Genomic DNA, 16,085 nt, shown 5'->3' with positions numbered 1-16,085 from the left:
TTTAAAGTTAGCCTAATCAGTAAATGATTTCCTGACGATAAATAAGAAGTATGACATCACATGAGCCTTATATGGAGGTTAGAGACAATGTGGATTGAGCGTTGGAATCATTTAGTAGAGCGATTGAAGCAGCAGGGAGCTTGTGTACATCCGATTGAAATGCGGCCAGTCGCTACCGAGCAAGAGTTACAGCAGGTTGAGGAAAGACTTGGAGTACAAATCCCTAATGGGTTTCGTCAACTGTTGCAAAATTGCTCAAAGCAAGTAAGTATTTATTGGTCATTACCAGATGAGGCGATACTTCCCATTGAACTGTTAGATACGCCTTCTGGTGAGTTTGGCTGGAGCCTAAAAGCTTTAGACTTTCCTTACTTTGGAGAGAATGATGAATCGTATGAACAGCAATATTTACAATTTTTTACGGCAGGTAATGGAGATGCTCTTCTGCTTAAGCTTGACGATGAAACAGTTTGGTATTGGAGCCATGAAGAAGATGAGCTTGATTTGCTTGCTGCTAGCTTTCATTCGTACGTTGATAATATGACGGCTTTAGGCTGTATTGGAGTAGACTGCGGACAACATCGTCAATTTTGTAGTGAAAATGGATTGGATATTGAATTGGCTAGTTCACAAGTATGGCTAACTTGGCTAGAACAATATTTAAGCTCTAATTTACAGCAGGCTCAATCCAGCTTAGAATCTTTACTTCATTATGTTTCCATGCATGGTGTGAAAAAAACAAGCGTACAGGAGGCATTTTTGCATTTTGATGGAGTACAGGTGTATCAGGCACTTCGACATAAGTTAGAGCGAGCTCAATCTCAATTAGAACAAAAGGCGTGGAGTGAAATTTTAGTCAAGATATGTCCGAGTGAGGCGGGAAATTGGGCGAGAGAACTTTGGCAAGGACAGAGTGACGTACCGGACTGGCTGCGTGATTATGTAACAGCACATTGTTTGCCAGTTGATGAAGGACAATCTTTCATCTTAATGGATATCGAAAAAGATAGAATTGATGCCTATACTGCCCTATATCGTCTACGCCAATTTCATCATCCGAATATTATAGACTGGATGAGATCCTATGTCACGTTTCCTATTGATGGGTGGGATACACTTTTGGCTGAGTCACAGCCAAGTGCAGAGACGTTATACGAGTGGTTAAATGGCAACGAAGTAGAGAGGCTAACATCCATCCGAGCTATTTGTCAGATGATGCAGCGGGGAATCACACCAACAACTATGATAGACGAAGAAAAATGGCGCCCTTTGCTGGCGTATTGGGTTGAACATGAGGTGCTACGGAAAAACAAACAGCTGTTTAACCAAGCGCTTAGTTGTTTGGAAAATTGGTTATTAAAATGCTATATGCGACTAAGGGGAGAGTAGATTGAACCATTTTACGATATTTGCTTCCAAAAATGATACAGATGATATTCAGGATAAACTATCCGATGTATTGGCAAAAAGCTTCATTATTGAAAAAGATGATAACGAATATTTATTAAAATCAAGAGGTTTATTTAATAAATATAGATGCTCTATAAATATTTTAACTGAAGATACGCACCCTGATTATTTTGTAAAAAATATACCTGGGATGATGGGCTTTTACGATAAAATTCCATTTAAAGATGAACAGCTAAAAGAACGCATAATGATTCAAATATCAGTGCTCAATACTGTCGTTGCAATCGAAATGAACAAAGAGATGACAGAAGACCATATGCAGCAATTTATAAAATTACTAGCAAGCATAGGGGGGATTGGTTTCCTAGCAGATGGTACTTTGCTGGATCAGAACGGTATGGTTATTGTTTATCCTAATGGAGAATCAGGTCCATCTGATTTTCAACCACATGCTTGCACAAGAAAGATACATGCACAAGAGGTCACATCAGCACAGGGAGAGGCACGAAAAAATAGAACGATAGCTTTTTTAACAGATAAGGACATACCTTATGCGTCATCGCTTCCTCAGCTACCACCAGTAGAAAATCTTCAATTTAAAAGCCAAGAGGATATTGCAAGAAGAGCGGTTGCCCTGTTGATTGTTATTCAATTCGCTTGTGATGTAGCACAGAAGGGTGATATTGAGGAGTCTAGAGAGTTCTTTACCAATATGCTACGCACATATGAGGTGCATGAATTTTTAACGGAGCATGAAAAATGCTTTCTTGAGGCTCAGCATCCTGGCGCTCAAGAAGCAGTCAATATATCATGGCAATATGAAGCCTATTGGACACTTATTTGGGCATTGGGGCTTGTGGAAGAGCTAAATTTCCCTGACGATGTATGTGATTGTGAATATGCAATTCAAGTAGTTTCTCGTTGCGAGACATTTGAGCAATTTTATGATCAAACTGTACCGCGCAGTAAGGAAGAAATAGTAGATGAGGCGGATAAAATTTACAGATTACATTGGGCTTGTGTAGATAGTCGCATCAATGGACAAGAAGCTCCTTTAACATTAAATGAAAGTGTTGTGATGGAAAGACGTAGAGGCTTATTTTGGATGATTGGATATCAAGGCGAAGAATGGGATACTATATCGATGGATACTTAAAACAATAGCAAACTAGGAAATCTAGTTTGCTATTGTTTAATAAGAGAGATTATTTGATATAAGTTGGTTTATTCACCTGGTCTATTAAAAGTAGACCATCGTATTGGTCGCGCGGAACAAGACTTTCCTGTATCATTCCCCAACTATAGGATAAGCGTGGTTCAAACATCCATGAGTTGCCTCGTTCATTTTGACGATTGCGTAAATCGATGAATGTGTAAGGTTTATTTGTCGAAGACAGAATATCTTCAATAGATCCTTTGACAGGAGGTAAGACAGGCATAGGTTCTCCCATATTATTTGCGGTCTCTCCACTAGTCATGTATAGACCTATTACATAGCTATATTTCTTATAGATATCAGGTAAACGTTCCCCCATTAATTTAACTGGGTAAGGAGACCCCATTACATCCGATTGTGCTTTACGAATATGATCGTTATGAGCCCATACAATAAACTTTTCTGTTGGGTACACCTCTTCAGCTAACCAAAGTAAGTTCTCCATCATCGCTTGATCTCGCCATTCCATAGTTTGCAAAAATGATTCTATATTATTTTGTTCAATGTCGATATTGGACTGAATTGTTAACTCTATATATTCGTCTGCTAGTCGAATGCGATCTGCTAGAGTGCGATCCATTAGTTTTACAATATGAGGCTCTTTTGGATAAGCTGCCTGTAGCTCTTTTTCTTTGATTTGTATTTGTGATTTTACCTGTTTATACACATCAATTATAGTAGCTTTTACTTTTTGATAGCCCTTCAAATCTTTTCCCGAGCTCCATTCAGCAAGTTCCTTCTCAGCTTCATTGAATTGCTGAGCCAACTTGGGGTTATGCAGCCAATCTCCGTTCGTAAATGCCCCTTGCTGTTGAATATCGAAGCCAGTAAGTACAAGAGGTTGCTCTGTTGCTTGAGTCAATTTTGCATAGTCAAACAGAGGCTAAGTTTCTTTTGTCCACCAAACGCCGAAAATGGCATCCTTCATTGTTTGTAGAGCTGCTTGTTTATCAATTTGTCCTTGAGCGTTCATTACATTGCCCATACCACTTTCAAAGGCAAGGACATTATAGCCCATATCTTGATGTAAAAATTGTATTAAACGTGTTTTTGCTAGATTGAATTGTGCCACTCCATGAGAGCTTTCCCCTAAAAAGACAATACGTTTATCATGTAATAAAGGTTTTAGCATCTCTAAATCCTCAAATTTGTTAGCGGGAATTTTTAGTCCATTAAACGTTTCAGGCTGGATGGATGACAGGCTATATGCATGGTCATTCGCCCATTTTTTCCAATCAAGTAATGTTTCATTAGAAGTCCTAGCTTGTTTGACGGCAGAAACGTTTTCAATAATCTCCTCATTTACAGGGGCAACAGCAGAGACATTTACTACTCCACTTACTGTTATTAAACTTGCCAGTGCAAAACTTAATAAAACCTTATGCTTCCTAGCTTTCCTCATTAATTATCAGCCCTTCACTTTATATTGATACTTAATTATAGGAAGGGGAGTTTAAAGTTTAGGAAGAATTTGTTTAAAATTAGTTTAAATTTAGTATGTAAAAAAGAAAAACACCTCCAAGTGATGGAGATGTAGGAATGCTATTTATAGTGATACGTACTTGCTCTTGCATGGTTACGTTGAATTTGGTTAAACCATGCACGATCCTTTTCTTCTTGTTTTAATGTACCAACAATGGAGGAAGAGCAGCTCACGCAAATTTTAGCTTGCGTAATCTGCCCACATCGTTCGCATGGTGCCCCTAAATTAGGGAAAATGGAGTTCTTTAATTTTCCTGCTTTTACCCATTTGTGAAGCAACTCAGATGATACGCCTGTTAAAGCGACAACTTCATCGTTTGTTAGGTAGCGATTATTTTTTCTTAATAAAAAATGATGTAGCTCTGAAAATATATCCTCTTCTCTCACATCAATTTTCCTTTGAAATAGCAACATAGTTAATCATCTCCTCGTCCCACTAATTAATGATTTCATTAATTGTTACAGGTTGTTCGTCATATTTATAATTTTCCCAACGATTGCGTGCAAGCTTGCGATATTTTGTCGAAACATTTCGATCAGCAATTAAGCGTGAAAATCCTTTTTTAGCTTCAGGAATATCACCAAGTCGAAGGCTCAATTCAGCATGTAAAAACTGAATTCTCTCTCCACCTTCTTGATTAGAGGCAAAGGATTTACTATAAAAGTCTCTAGCTGCAAAAAGATAGCGCTTTTCGGATTCTTCGTCCTTTTTTAATCGATAGAGCCAAGCAATTTTTAAAGCGAAATTCGCCATTAAAAGAGATTCTTCCATTGACGCACGGGATACTAAATAGGCGAGCTTAAAACTGATAATGGCATCATCAATTGTACGTTCCTGACAAATATCCATAGGTTTCTGGAGCTCTTTAATGTATAGTTCATCAATGAGTAGCATGAAAGGTCCATATGTCCGTGTCATAGATTTATGGTAGGCATAGCCACAATGTGGACATACGGCAACTTCATATAGCAAAGGGTTTAGGCCATCGTAAACAGGCATGAAATCCGTTTGTTCTTCGATAATTTTATATCGATTAGGGCGAACTTTATATGTTGTAAACTGCTTTTTGCAAAATTTACAATCCACACTACTTTCATAGTAGTAAATGTTAAATGCCATAAGAATCAACTCCTTTGCGTACTCTAAAATTTTATTTCTTTTGTTCTATTTATACATAAGATTTTATCGTTCAATGTATTTAAGTTATTATCTTTTATTTTAACAATTTTGTGTTCTTTGGTATACTCCTTTAGAATTATTAAAATAAAAATATTCAAGGAATTTTTAGTTAAATATTATTATAAATACGCTTGTAATAGTTTTTATCGGTGGTGTAAATGGAAGTTGTATAGTTTGCTTACAGTTTGTCAAAATACTTTCACATATTTCATGGGAGAAAAATTATAAATTTAATTTAATTGGTTCTAAATAACTATAATGGAGGTGCTCAAAATGAAGTGTAATATCGTGTTTTTTGATGTAGACGGCACATTGATTAATTATGAGGATGGCTGTGTGGAAGAAAGTACAAAACAAGCTATTCAGCTATTGCAAGAAAAGGGAATCCATCTTGTAGCGGCTACTGGAAGACCCTTATCTATGTGCTATGAGTTAAAAGCGCTGGGGATTGAAACCTTTATTACAGCAAATGGAGCCTATGTGAAACATAAGGAACTTGTCATACATAAAACTCCGATTGCCAAAGAAATTGTCCACAATGTACAGGCTTTTGCACAGGAACAGCAGCATAGCCTAACATTTTTTACAGAGCAGCTATCCATGAATAGCATACAAAGTCCAGTAGCTTTAAGAGCGATGCAAGAAACTTTATCTTTACGAGCTTTTCCACTTATAAATGAAAAAATTGTAGATGAAGAGGTTTTCCTCATGTGTTTATATGCGGATGAGCTGGCAGAAAAAAGATATACTAGCCAATTTTCGAATATATTTTTACAGCGTTGGCATCCTTATATAGTGAATGTCTTACAGCAGGATGTTTCGAAGTCTATAGCTATTAAAGCGGTGCTTGATCATTTTAATATTGACCCTAAGAATGCGATTGCCTTTGGGGATGGGGATAATGATATTGATATGTTGGAGTATGTAGGAGTAGGAATTGCTATGGGAAATGGTAGTAAAGCTCTAAAAAGAGCTGCCAATTTTGTTACAAAGAAATCTACGGATGGCGGTATCAATTTTGCTTTACGTCAGCTTCAAGTCATTTAGAGCGCTGAGGTTACACTATATATAGCAGGTAGATTTTAATAAATTTTAGGTGGGATGATTTATGGCACATCACGTGCAGTCTCTAATTGAACATTACGGATACTTTGGGATTATCGTGATTCTAATTGGAGGTATTGTTGGGGTGCCACTTCCTGATGAGGTGTTTCTAACTTATGTAGGCTATAGTGTTTACCGAGAAAGTCTTGAACACATTCCTGCTTTGGTCAGTGCAATGATTGGTGCGGTTGGAGGCATTACCTTAAGCTACTATATTGGTTATCGTTTTGGCTTACCGTTATTGCAGAAATATGGCCCTAGAATTCATATTACAGAGCAAAAAATTGACTTTACGAAAAAGATGTTTACAAAAATAGGACCTACCCTATTATTAATTGGCTATTTTATTCCAGGGGTACGCCATTTGACAGCATATATTGCGGCTATTAATAATTATCCTTATAGAAAGTTTGCGCTTTTTGCCTATATAGGGGCATTTATCTGGACGTTCACATTTATATCATTAGGAAAGATGCTTGGAGAGAAATGGCTATTTGTTGGATACTATTTAACTCATTATAGTATCTATCTTATCCTTTTATTTATTGTAGGGATGCTCATTGCTTACTTTTTATTCAAAAAAAGAAATGGACAAACATAAAAGTCGGTATACGCTATACCGACTTTTATGTTATGGCAAAATAGCAAATGAGCGCACAGGGAAGCCAGATGCTTTTTCTGGCTTAGGTACGATATTGAAGATGATAGCGCCTTTCGCAGGTAGCTTGTCTAAATTAGTCATTAGCTCAATTTGATAGGTGTCTTGGTCAAGCACAAAATATTCGCCCTCTAGCTTGCCATTTTTACGAAAATCAGCAGCAGAGTCCGTATCGAATGTTTCATGACCAATTGCGCTTACCTTACGTTTTGTTAGTAAAAACTGTAAAGCTTCTAAACTCCAGCCAGGGATATGGTTATGTCCATCTGCATCCTTATTACTGAAAGCCTCTTTATCTGGCCAGCGCTTACTCCAATCTGTACGTAATGCAACAAATGTTCCTGCTTCAATTTCTCCATGCTTGTCCTCAAAATTAAGAATATCTTCTACACTTAATGTAAAATCATGGTTGCTCGCAGCCTCTTGTGATTTATCAATAACAACAAGGGGGAGAACAAGCTCTTTTAGTTCTAATTCTTCTAAGTAGCGAGTATCTCGCACAAAATGAATGGGTGGGTCGATATGTGTGCCATATTGACCAGGGAACGTGAATTGTTGAGCGAAGAAACCATCCTTATGAGAAAATAATGTTTCAAATTTAGCGTCCTCAAACATAAAAAAATGTGGTGAATTAGGGCCGAAAGTATGTGTTAAGTCAACCCACTGTTTCGATTTTAATAATTCCAATGCTTGCAAAAGTTCATTAGACATCGATTTCCCTGCTTTCTGTAAAAAATAGTGGTAAATAAAAAAGGAGTCCCCTAATAGAAGAGGACTCCTGCTTGAAACAACGGTAGTTCTTCTTCTCATCTTCAAGGCTGATCATTTTGCCAATTGGAATTAGCACCATACTGTTAGCTGGTTGCTGAGACTTCATCGGGCCAATCCCTCCGTCTCTCTTGATAAGAAAAGTAATATAAGAATTTTCAGAAATAACAATACAAACACTTTAGCATAGTTTTTTATAGTTTACAAGTTCACTAGGAATTTTCACCAATTCAAATTTAAGGTGACGCCACAACAATCATTATCAATAAGACGTATTCTAAAACTGTCTGGTGTATAGTTTGTTTCAAATTTCACCGTAATGCCTGTTGATGTGATTAATTTTTCAACCTCTGTTTTATTTGAAAGTTGAGCAGCATTCATTAAATCATGTGCGAATTGTTGGGAGCTATCTATTTTATCCGTAAGTAATTGGGCTTGCTGCATCATCGCCTTTATCCGTGATGCTGGAGCTTTTAATTTGTGTGTATCGACAGGTGGAAAAGGATTATTGGTCGGCATTGCTAGGTGTTGCGAAAAGGGTCTAATGGCAAAATGATTAGCGATAGGCGATGTTGGATAATGATAGGGATGCACAAAATACGGATAAGGATTGTAATACAAGGTCATTCCTCCTATCCTATAACTGATACCTTATCTTATGTAGCCAAACGGCTTTCGGTGTTATTAGCAGTGCAATGTTTGTCCTAAACATTTAAAAAGGAAGCTAAAGTAAGCTTCCTTTTAGCCAAGTACATTCAAGACATCATCAATTTTTTTACTATGTGATAAAATGCCATAATTCATCCATGTTAAAAAGTCTACTTCATAGATACAGTTGCTTTTAACGGCAGCTAGGTTTTTCCAAGTAGGAGTTTTTAAAATAGCACGTTCCTCATTTTCATAAATGGAATGTTGTTTATCAAAGGTAATAAATAAATGATCAGCATCTAATTGCAACAATTGAGCAAATGTCAGTTGAACTTTACGTTGATTGTGCGGAATACTCAATACTAGTGAATGTGGCATTAAACCTAAATCACGATATAAAATGGGGCCCGTATAGCCACATTCAGGGCCCGCGTATAGAGTAATGCCAATGGCTGAAATACGGAGAAATGCCACACTTTGCCCATAAACAGATTTGCTAAGAATTCCTTTTGCTTGTTGTACTTTATCTTCATATTGTAGGATTACGTCTTGCATCAAAGAGGTTTTTCCTGTTAGATCTGCAATTTTAAATAAAGTAGATTGCCAATTCTCTCCGGGGTGTGAGAGGTGGCAGACGGGGGCTACCTCATCTAAATGATGAAAGGATTCCCAACGCTCTATACCAGAATCTAGCATAATTAAAGTTGGCTTATAGTAAAGGAGTCGATCTATTTCTCTATTTTGTACATCGATATCTGGCACTTCCTGTAGACCTAAATAGTCTTGTTTTCCCCATTTTGAATGACTGAATTGAGCAATTGGCGTAATCCCAAGGGCAACAAAGAAATCTTCTAAGAATGGTGCAAATACACGTAGATGGCTGCCTTGATTTCTTCGATATTGTCCTGGAGAGATGCCGACATGTTCTTTAAAACGACGATTGAAATAATACTCATTATTAAATCCGACAGATTGGCTAATTTCAAATACTCGATCATTTGTTGTCATTAATAGTTGCTTAGCTTTTTCAATACGAATGTTAGTTAAATAGTGAAGAGGAATTTGTCCCGTAATATCTTTAAAAATACGCGTATAATTCCATCTTGGTACGTCAGCGAGCTGTGCTAGCTGCTCAACCGTCCACTCCTTTTCATAATGTTTATGTAAATGGTTAATGGATTGTTCAACAGATTGGCGATCATTTTTTTGCATTTGCTTGGGTATGGTTTGATGTAAGAGCAATAACATCAGTTCTTGAAAGTGCACATGCTGTTCAAAAATCGTGTGTTCATCCTCCGCTAACCGGTTCTGATAGATGACTTCTAGCAGTCTATGACATTGTGAAAAGGGGAGAAGATGTCGTTCGCTGATACTTGTAAAATGGCTATGTGAATTCTGACTATTGCTGAGATTGACAATGTTGAATTGTAATTGATAAAAACAAAGGTGCTCACTTTGAATGTGGATACTAACCGTGTTATTTGGCGGTATCAATATGCACTTTTCTTCACTAAAATGAATGGTGTCATGATCTATTTCTAGCTTTCCGCTACCATTCATTACGATGAAAAGTGTATAGAAATCACTACTAATCAATAACTTTTTTGATGATTGAATTGCATAAGAGATATTTTGTAACGTATAAACATGTGTTAAGTTACCCATTGATAATTCACCCCTTTTTGTTGAATTGGCATAACAACACAAAGAAAGCCCTCATTAAGAGCGTTCTTCATGTTGTTGAAAAAGATCATATGACTAGTAGAAAAAGCCCGTTTAGCAAGGCAAGGGGTTGATTTCCGCTCCTCCAGCGTCCTTTCCAGGGGGCGTCCGATGAGCCGCTTCACTCACTTACGTTCGCTCCAGGGTCTCATCTGTGACGCTAAATCCCCTTGGAGTGACGCTGGCTCCACTCCAATCAACTATGCTGCTAACGTGTCTTTTCTTCTTTCGTACTAGCAGTAGGGAACAAAAAAGTCTATTAAAGAGAGGATAGGCACTTATTTCAATGTGAAGAAGTGATGAGTGACAAAACCTATCCATTTTCTCCTTCACAAAAGTGCTATTGATTAAACACTAAACCAAAGAAAGCCCTCGTTAAGAGCTTTCTTTTGAAAATTATTTGACGAACCATTTCTCTAGATCATCATACTTTAGCAAATTGGCTGTGATTGCGCCAGATTGCCAATATGTGCGATCAGCAATATAGACATGCCCGTTTTTTACAGCAGGGAGTGTTTTCCATAGTGTACTATCTAACCACTTAATGGCTTCTTGGTTTTCTTTAGACTCCCATGTACCGTTTGAAGGGAAAAGGATGATATGATCCGCATCTAATTCCGTGATAGCCTCTTCCGATAAGCCCTCTTGGGACTCTGCCATATTACGGGCTAATGGATGTGGTGTTAAGCCTGTCTCTGTGTAAATATAGCCAGAGTAGCGATTTTTAATGCCAAATAACGCTAATGTATTATCTGCTACATTTAGTCGTACAACAGCAACTGTTTCGTCTCCAATTGATTCATCTAGTTTTGCTTTTAAATCGGAAACACGTTGCTCATATCGATCAACCATTTCTTTTGCTTTATCTGGAATATTTAAAACATCAGCTATTGTTTTTGCAATTTCACGTGGATCTTGTAGAATATCTTCTTTCAAGCGGTAAGTCGGCGCTACCTTTGAGTATTCCTCATACTTTGCCTTGTCTGCGGCACCATCTACAATGATTAAATCAGGCTTGGCTTGTAATAATGTTTCCATGCTACCAGTAATGTCGAACTCAGGAACATCTAATCCTAAATAGTCCTGTTTTCCCCAAGATGGGTGATACCATTGCACAACGGGATTTACATCCAAAGCAGTTAAATAGTCTTCCAAATAGATAGCAGCTACACGCTGTGGATTTGTAGGAATTTCTACTTTTCCAAACTCGTCTTCTACAATTCTTGTATCTTTAGATGATTGTTCTTCTGTAGCTGTATCCTCTTTTACTTCATTTGAGCCACAGGCACTTAATACGAATATTAGTGCAAAGAAAACTACAAATGAAAAATATCGACCTCTACGCATTTTATTCACTCCTATAGATTTACTAAAACAGTAAGGGTATTCCCTTAAATCAGAATGATAATCATTCTCGTTTGGTTCAAGTAAATTATAGGATACAACATATCAACAAACAATACACATTCTCTACTACTTTTTTATACAAAATGAAATTCAGAGAGTTATTGTTTTTTGTTATCGAAAAGTAACCATAAAAGTGTAACAATTGCTGCTAGCATAACCATCAGGAATCCGTATAGGGGCGTATGCGCCAACGATTGGTGGCGAATAATAAAACCCCCGATATATGAGCCTAAAAATATGCCTATGTTGAAAGCGGAAATATTCAATGCTGAGGCCATTGAAATTGCTGATGGAATATATTTTTCAGATAGTAGAACAGCATATAGCTGCAATCCTGGGACATTCATAAACATAAACAATCCCATTGTCAGCACTATCATTAATCCCATAATAGGTGATTCAAGAGTAAAACCAATGCCAAGTAATGCCAATGCAAGTCCAACAAAAATAATAAAGATGGAACGTAGTGGATTATGATTAGCAAAATGACCACCTAGAGTATTACCGATAGCTACACAGATACCATAGACAACTAGAATAATGACGACTGTCTGTGGGGAATACCCCATATATTGCTCTAAAATAGGTGAAACATATGTGTAGACAACAAAAGCACCGCCGTATCCAATTGCGGTAATGAATAGTATTAAGATCATTCGAATATTGCCTAATACTTTGCCAATATCACGAATAGAGATGGGATTGCCTTTCGATAATTGGCTAGGTACTAACAATGCATTACTAAATAAACCGACAATTCCAATGACGACAATAAAAATGAATGACATACGCCAATCTGTTACTTGTCCAATAAATGTACCGAGTGGGACACCTGTTACAGTAGCTAATGTTAAGCCAGTAAACATAAAGGCGATAGCACTTGCTCGTTTATTTGGTTCCACTACATCGGCTGCTATAACAGAAGCGATGGACATAAATACACCATGTGCTAATGCTGAAATAATACGTCCGATTAATAGTAAAGCGAAATTAGGAGCTAAAGCGACTGCTAGGTTACCCATTATAAAAATGGACATGACAAGCAATAATACGGTTTTTCGATTAAGGCGGGATGTTAGGGCTGTTAATAATGGAGCCCCAACAGTTACCCCTAGTGCGTATATAGAAACGGTTAAGCCAGCTGTGCTAAGAGAAATACCAAAGTCATCTGTAATTAATGGTAAAAGTCCGACACTGATAAATTCAGTGGACCCTATACCAAATGCACTGATAGCAAGTGCTAGTAAGGTGAGTGTAGCATTTGGCTTTTTTGATTTTGACATTTTACTACTATCTCCTTTGATTTTTTTATTTTGTGTAGTAATATTCATACATACCAAAAAGGTATGTATAGTACTTTTAGTTACTTTTGTATATTACAGGAGGTTTACGATGCAAAAAGTTTACAATATTGGTGTCGAAGCTACACTAGAAGTTATTGGGGGTAAATGGAAACCAGTTATTCTTTGTCATTTAAACCACCATGGTAAAATTCGAACAAACGAATTTCGACGATTGATTCCAGGTATTTCACAAAAAATGCTCATAAACCAATTAAGGGAACTGGAGCAGGCTGGGTTAATCAATCGAAAGGTCTTCAATCAAGTACCACCAAAAGTTGAATATTCATTAACACCTTATGGACAAGGAATGGAACCAATTCTGAACATGCTTTGTACGTGGGGTGAAAAACATGTTGAATTATTACAGGATAAAGGTGAAGATGTTCTGTTAAAACAACGTGATGATGATATCGCCATGCAGCAAACATCATAGTGAGGGGAGAAAGAGACTGTCATATACAAGACAGTCTCTTTCCTCTTTTTTTATAGAGCAAAGTCAAATTCATCTGGATTTGGTCCAACACGTTGTTCACGATTCATCTCATTGATTAATGCCATTTCTTCGTCTGTTAAAGTAAAGTCAAAAATATCAGCGTTTTGCATCATACGCTCTCTACGTACTGATTTTGGAATTGTAATTACTCCATTTTGTACATCCCAGCGTAAAATAACCTGAGCATTTGATTTTCCGTATTTTGTTGCGATTTTTGAAATTGTTTCATCTTCAAGAAGTCCACCTTGCATTAAAGGTGCCCATGCTTCAAGTTGAATTTCATGCTTGTTACAGAATGAACGAAGCTCAGCTTGTTGTAAACGTGGGTGGAATTCCACCTGATTCACAACGGGTTTAACATGAGCAAATGACAGTAAATTTTCTAAGTGAGCAACAGTGAAGTTACATACACCGATTGCTTTGATCCTGCCTTGTTCATATAGATCTTCCAGTGCTTTCCACGATTCAGCATATTTATCTTTACCAGGCCAATGAATTAGATAAAGATCTAAATAATCTAAACCTAATTTTTTTAGGCTCTCTTCATATGCTGCAATTGTTTCATCATAGCTTAAACCATCGTTCCATACTTTAGATGTGATAAATAAATCTTCACGACGTAAGCCAGTAGATGCTAGAGCTTGTTTAATACCTTCCCCTACACCTGCTTCATTGCCGTAAATAGCAGCAGTATCGATGCTGCGATAGCCAACCTCGATAGCATTTTTAACCATTTCTGCTGTAGCGTCATTTTCTACTTGAAAAACACCTAAACCCATACCAGACATTTGTTGGCCATTATTTAAAGTGATTGTATCTTGTAAATGAGTAATCATTTTTAGTCCTCCATGTTTTGTGATTATTTGATTGCTTACTCATTATGCTGCTAATAAACTCTCAAAAAAAGTACGTACTTTTTTGTGTCATAGAAACGTAGAGGTAACTTTTGTGAGCTGGCAATGATTAGAGAAATAAAATTAGTAAAAAATATTGCTTGGCCTACAAAAAGTCTTTGGATACAATTAAACAAATATTTTTCTTGCGGTAATAAAAGGAAATGTACGTTCGGTAGAGAATTAAAGTAGTAATACTTTAAAAAGGGGATTTTGAAGATGAATCGTTTAAATTTAATTACATTAGGTGTTAAAGATATGGTGGAATCTCTAAATTTTTATCGAGAGGGACTGGGTTTTGAAGTGGTGGTATACGGAGAGGAGACGAATCCCGATGTCATGTTCTTTAATAATGGAGGAACAAAAATATCATTATTTCCAATTGAACGTTTAGTCAAAGATATCAATGAAACCAATCCACCAGAAATTAGCCAAGGCTTTGGTGGAATCACTCTTGCCTATAATGGTAAATCAAAAGAAGAAGTGGATCGAGTCTTTGCATTAGCAAAAAAGGCGGGTGCAAAAATTATTAAGGAGCCCGAAACTGTATTTTGGGGTGGCTATAGTGGCTATTTTCAAGATCCAAATGGCTACTATTGGGAAGTTGCCTATGGCGACATGTGGCAGTTTGATGAGAATGATATGCTGATTATTCAATAATTGTTCAAAAAGAGAGCAAACTAACGCTTCTAGTTTGTTCTCTTTTTTATTAATCGTTAACAATAATGCTCCCTCATTAAATCCACAAAGTTTTGAGCGGCTTTAGATAAATAATGATTCTTCAGCCATACTAGTCCTACTGAGGTGGATAATTCTGCTGATGGAATTTCGTATGCATGAAGTGGTAAATCTCCATATTGCTTTAAAATAGTTTCAGGTACGATAGAGGAGCTAAAGCCAGAAGCGATTAAGTTCATTAACAGTGCCGTATCTGAGCATTCTTCAACAATGTGGGACTGCAACTGGAAGCGAGAAAATGCTTCTAATATCGAATAATGTACGCCTAAGCCTTCAGTGCTTGGTAAAAGGATTGGCCAATTTTGTATGTCCGCTAAAGATACATCGTGTTCTAAGAGGTCGAATTTTTTGGATTGTATAAAGTAAAATGGTTCAGTGTACATATGAAGAGCAGAGAAATCATCTAATTCTAAAGGTAAGCGAATGATGGCAAGTTCTACAACATGTTCCCTTACTAATTTACATAGATAAGCCCAATGTCAATCAACCATGAAGGCCTAATCCAATATCCTTAACCTTTGCTTCTGCCTCTTTCATTGTGCAACCTGCAACGCATATTTATATATGTCTTTCCGGCTTCAGTTACTTCAAAATATTTTTGCTCCTTTCTACTAACTTTGAACCGAGTTCTTCCTCTATCGTTTTTAAATGCTGACTTAATGGTGGTTGAGAAATATGTAACCTTTCAGCCGCAGCAGAAATCTTTTTTACTTCCACAATTGCTATAAAATAGCGTAGTTGTCTTATATCCAAACATCAATACCCCTCTACTACAGGTAAAACCTAAGAAAATTATATTTCTCTCATGTTTTTAATATAGTTAGGGCCATGTTAGCATATTTATCAAAGAAAAAAGAAGTGAAGTTTCTTTTTTCTAGCACCTAAATGTGAAGCGAGCAACGTAGAAGATAAAATAATTCCATTTTTATTAGGAGTATATGATTCTTGCCATGCTTTGGGGCTTGCCTTGCAATACCGATTCCTACACCTTTCTAAATGAATTTGAAGCAGGTCATAAAGTAG

The 16,085-nt window shown here is 36.9% G+C and carries 14 protein-coding genes, 2 pseudogenes and 1 riboswitch; of the genes and pseudogenes, 6 read left to right on the top strand and 10 right to left on the bottom strand.

The features are described from left to right. Positions 1 to 87 precede the first annotated feature (87 nt). Positions 88 to 1,389, top strand: coding sequence for an SMI1/KNR4 family protein (locus NP781_RS21150; protein WP_257520771.1), 1,302 nt, complete (start codon positions 88 to 90; stop codon positions 1,387 to 1,389). 1 nt (position 1,390) lies between these two features. Beyond that, a complete protein-coding gene (locus tag NP781_RS21145) occupies positions 1,391 to 2,566 on the top strand; it encodes a DUF4272 domain-containing protein (RefSeq protein ID WP_257520770.1) in 1,176 nt (391 codons plus the stop codon). 49 nt (positions 2,567 to 2,615) lie between these two features. On the opposite strand, the pseudogene NP781_RS25570 reads toward NP781_RS21145, so the two are convergent. The 3 genes and pseudogenes from NP781_RS25570 to NP781_RS21125 all read right to left on the bottom strand — a co-directional run bounded on the left by NP781_RS25570 (position 2,616) and on the right by NP781_RS21125 (position 5,228). After that, positions 2,616 to 4,028, bottom strand: a pseudogene (locus NP781_RS25570) (erythromycin esterase family protein). Positions 4,029 to 4,168: 140 nt separating this feature from the next. Continuing rightward, complete coding sequence (locus NP781_RS21130) at positions 4,169 to 4,522, bottom strand: hypothetical protein (protein ID WP_221681706.1); 354 nt, start codon at positions 4,520 to 4,522, stop codon at positions 4,169 to 4,171. A gap of 22 nt (positions 4,523 to 4,544) precedes the next feature. Beyond that, positions 4,545 to 5,228, bottom strand: a complete 684-nt coding sequence (locus NP781_RS21125) for a DUF2225 domain-containing protein (RefSeq protein ID WP_221681705.1) — start codon at positions 5,226 to 5,228, stop codon at positions 4,545 to 4,547. A 333-nt stretch (positions 5,229 to 5,561) separates the two neighbouring features. Here NP781_RS21125 and NP781_RS21120 point away from each other — a divergent pair, with 333 nt between their 5' ends. Then, entirely contained in the window at positions 5,562 to 6,335 is a 774-nt protein-coding gene (locus NP781_RS21120; RefSeq protein ID WP_221681704.1) for a Cof-type HAD-IIB family hydrolase, read from the top strand. A gap of 61 nt (positions 6,336 to 6,396) precedes the next feature. Then, complete coding sequence (locus NP781_RS21115) at positions 6,397 to 6,993, top strand: DedA family protein (RefSeq protein WP_257520767.1); 597 nt, start codon at positions 6,397 to 6,399, stop codon at positions 6,991 to 6,993. 30 nt (positions 6,994 to 7,023) lie between these two features. Here NP781_RS21115 and NP781_RS21110 read toward each other — a convergent pair whose 3' ends face one another. The 5 genes from NP781_RS21110 to NP781_RS21090 all read right to left on the bottom strand — a co-directional run bounded on the left by NP781_RS21110 (position 7,024) and on the right by NP781_RS21090 (position 12,878). Further along, complete coding sequence (locus NP781_RS21110) at positions 7,024 to 7,761, bottom strand: cyclase family protein (protein WP_257520766.1); 738 nt, start codon at positions 7,759 to 7,761, stop codon at positions 7,024 to 7,026. Between the two features lie 92 nt (positions 7,762 to 7,853). Next, positions 7,854 to 7,959, bottom strand: a riboswitch (SAM riboswitch). An 81-nt stretch (positions 7,960 to 8,040) separates the two neighbouring features. Next, positions 8,041 to 8,445 carry a YuzC family spore coat inner layer protein gene (locus tag NP781_RS21105; RefSeq protein ID WP_257520765.1) on the bottom strand — a complete coding sequence of 135 codons (405 nt, stop codon included), beginning with the start codon at positions 8,443 to 8,445 and terminating at the stop codon, positions 8,041 to 8,043. Between the two features lie 114 nt (positions 8,446 to 8,559). Continuing rightward, entirely contained in the window at positions 8,560 to 10,131 is a 1,572-nt protein-coding gene (locus NP781_RS21100; protein ID WP_257520764.1) for a helix-turn-helix domain-containing protein, read from the bottom strand. 453 nt (positions 10,132 to 10,584) lie between these two features. Beyond that, positions 10,585 to 11,535, bottom strand: a complete 951-nt coding sequence (locus NP781_RS21095) for an ABC transporter substrate-binding protein (protein WP_257520763.1) — start codon at positions 11,533 to 11,535, stop codon at positions 10,585 to 10,587. 158 nt (positions 11,536 to 11,693) lie between these two features. Continuing rightward, positions 11,694 to 12,878 carry an MFS transporter gene (locus NP781_RS21090; protein WP_257520762.1) on the bottom strand — a complete coding sequence of 395 codons (1,185 nt, stop codon included), beginning with the start codon at positions 12,876 to 12,878 and terminating at the stop codon, positions 11,694 to 11,696. A 109-nt stretch (positions 12,879 to 12,987) separates the two neighbouring features. Here NP781_RS21090 and NP781_RS21085 point away from each other — a divergent pair, with 109 nt between their 5' ends. After that, the gene (locus tag NP781_RS21085; protein WP_257520761.1) at positions 12,988 to 13,371 is read left to right on the top strand and encodes a winged helix-turn-helix transcriptional regulator; all 384 of its coding nucleotides are present in this window, start codon (positions 12,988 to 12,990) and stop codon (positions 13,369 to 13,371) included. Positions 13,372 to 13,421: 50 nt separating this feature from the next. On the opposite strand, the gene NP781_RS21080 is transcribed toward NP781_RS21085, so the two are convergent. Further along, positions 13,422 to 14,267 carry an aldo/keto reductase gene (locus NP781_RS21080; protein WP_221681695.1) on the bottom strand — a complete coding sequence of 282 codons (846 nt, stop codon included), beginning with the start codon at positions 14,265 to 14,267 and terminating at the stop codon, positions 13,422 to 13,424. Between the two features lie 276 nt (positions 14,268 to 14,543). Between NP781_RS21080 and NP781_RS21075 the strand changes: the two genes are divergently transcribed. Then, positions 14,544 to 14,984, top strand: a complete 441-nt coding sequence (locus NP781_RS21075) for a VOC family protein (RefSeq protein WP_221681691.1) — start codon at positions 14,544 to 14,546, stop codon at positions 14,982 to 14,984. A 56-nt stretch (positions 14,985 to 15,040) separates the two neighbouring features. Here the strand turns inward: NP781_RS21075 and NP781_RS21070 are convergent. Next, positions 15,041 to 15,815, bottom strand: a pseudogene (locus NP781_RS21070) (LysR family transcriptional regulator). Positions 15,816 to 16,085 lie beyond the last annotated feature (270 nt).

The sequence above is a fragment of the Lysinibacillus sp. FN11 genome (assembly GCF_024628845.1).
In the GTDB taxonomy this organism is placed as follows: Bacteria; Bacillota; Bacilli; order Bacillales_A; family Planococcaceae; genus Lysinibacillus; species Lysinibacillus capsici.
This window is presented reverse-complemented; position numbering and strand designations above follow the sequence as displayed.

Coding starts and splice junctions, on each gene's coding strand:
- NP781_RS21150 (WP_257520771.1), top strand. CDS start 88: ATGTGGATTGAGCGTTGGAATCATTTAGTAGAGCGATTGAAGCAGCAG.
- NP781_RS21130 (WP_221681706.1), bottom strand. CDS start 4,522: ATGTTGCTATTTCAAAGGAAAATTGATGTGAGAGAAGAGGATATATTT.
- NP781_RS21125 (WP_221681705.1), bottom strand. CDS start 5,228: ATGGCATTTAACATTTACTACTATGAAAGTAGTGTGGATTGTAAATTT.
- NP781_RS21120 (WP_221681704.1), top strand. CDS start 5,562: ATGAAGTGTAATATCGTGTTTTTTGATGTAGACGGCACATTGATTAAT.
- NP781_RS21115 (WP_257520767.1), top strand. CDS start 6,397: ATGGCACATCACGTGCAGTCTCTAATTGAACATTACGGATACTTTGGG.
- NP781_RS21110 (WP_257520766.1), bottom strand. CDS start 7,761: ATGTCTAATGAACTTTTGCAAGCATTGGAATTATTAAAATCGAAACAG.
- NP781_RS21105 (WP_257520765.1), bottom strand. CDS start 8,445: ATGACCTTGTATTACAATCCTTATCCGTATTTTGTGCATCCCTATCAT.
- NP781_RS21100 (WP_257520764.1), bottom strand. CDS start 10,131: ATGGGTAACTTAACACATGTTTATACGTTACAAAATATCTCTTATGCA.
- NP781_RS21095 (WP_257520763.1), bottom strand. CDS start 11,535: ATGCGTAGAGGTCGATATTTTTCATTTGTAGTTTTCTTTGCACTAATA.
- NP781_RS21090 (WP_257520762.1), bottom strand. CDS start 12,878: ATGTCAAAATCAAAAAAGCCAAATGCTACACTCACCTTACTAGCACTT.
- NP781_RS21085 (WP_257520761.1), top strand. CDS start 12,988: ATGCAAAAAGTTTACAATATTGGTGTCGAAGCTACACTAGAAGTTATT.
- NP781_RS21080 (WP_221681695.1), bottom strand. CDS start 14,267: ATGATTACTCATTTACAAGATACAATCACTTTAAATAATGGCCAACAA.
- NP781_RS21075 (WP_221681691.1), top strand. CDS start 14,544: ATGAATCGTTTAAATTTAATTACATTAGGTGTTAAAGATATGGTGGAA.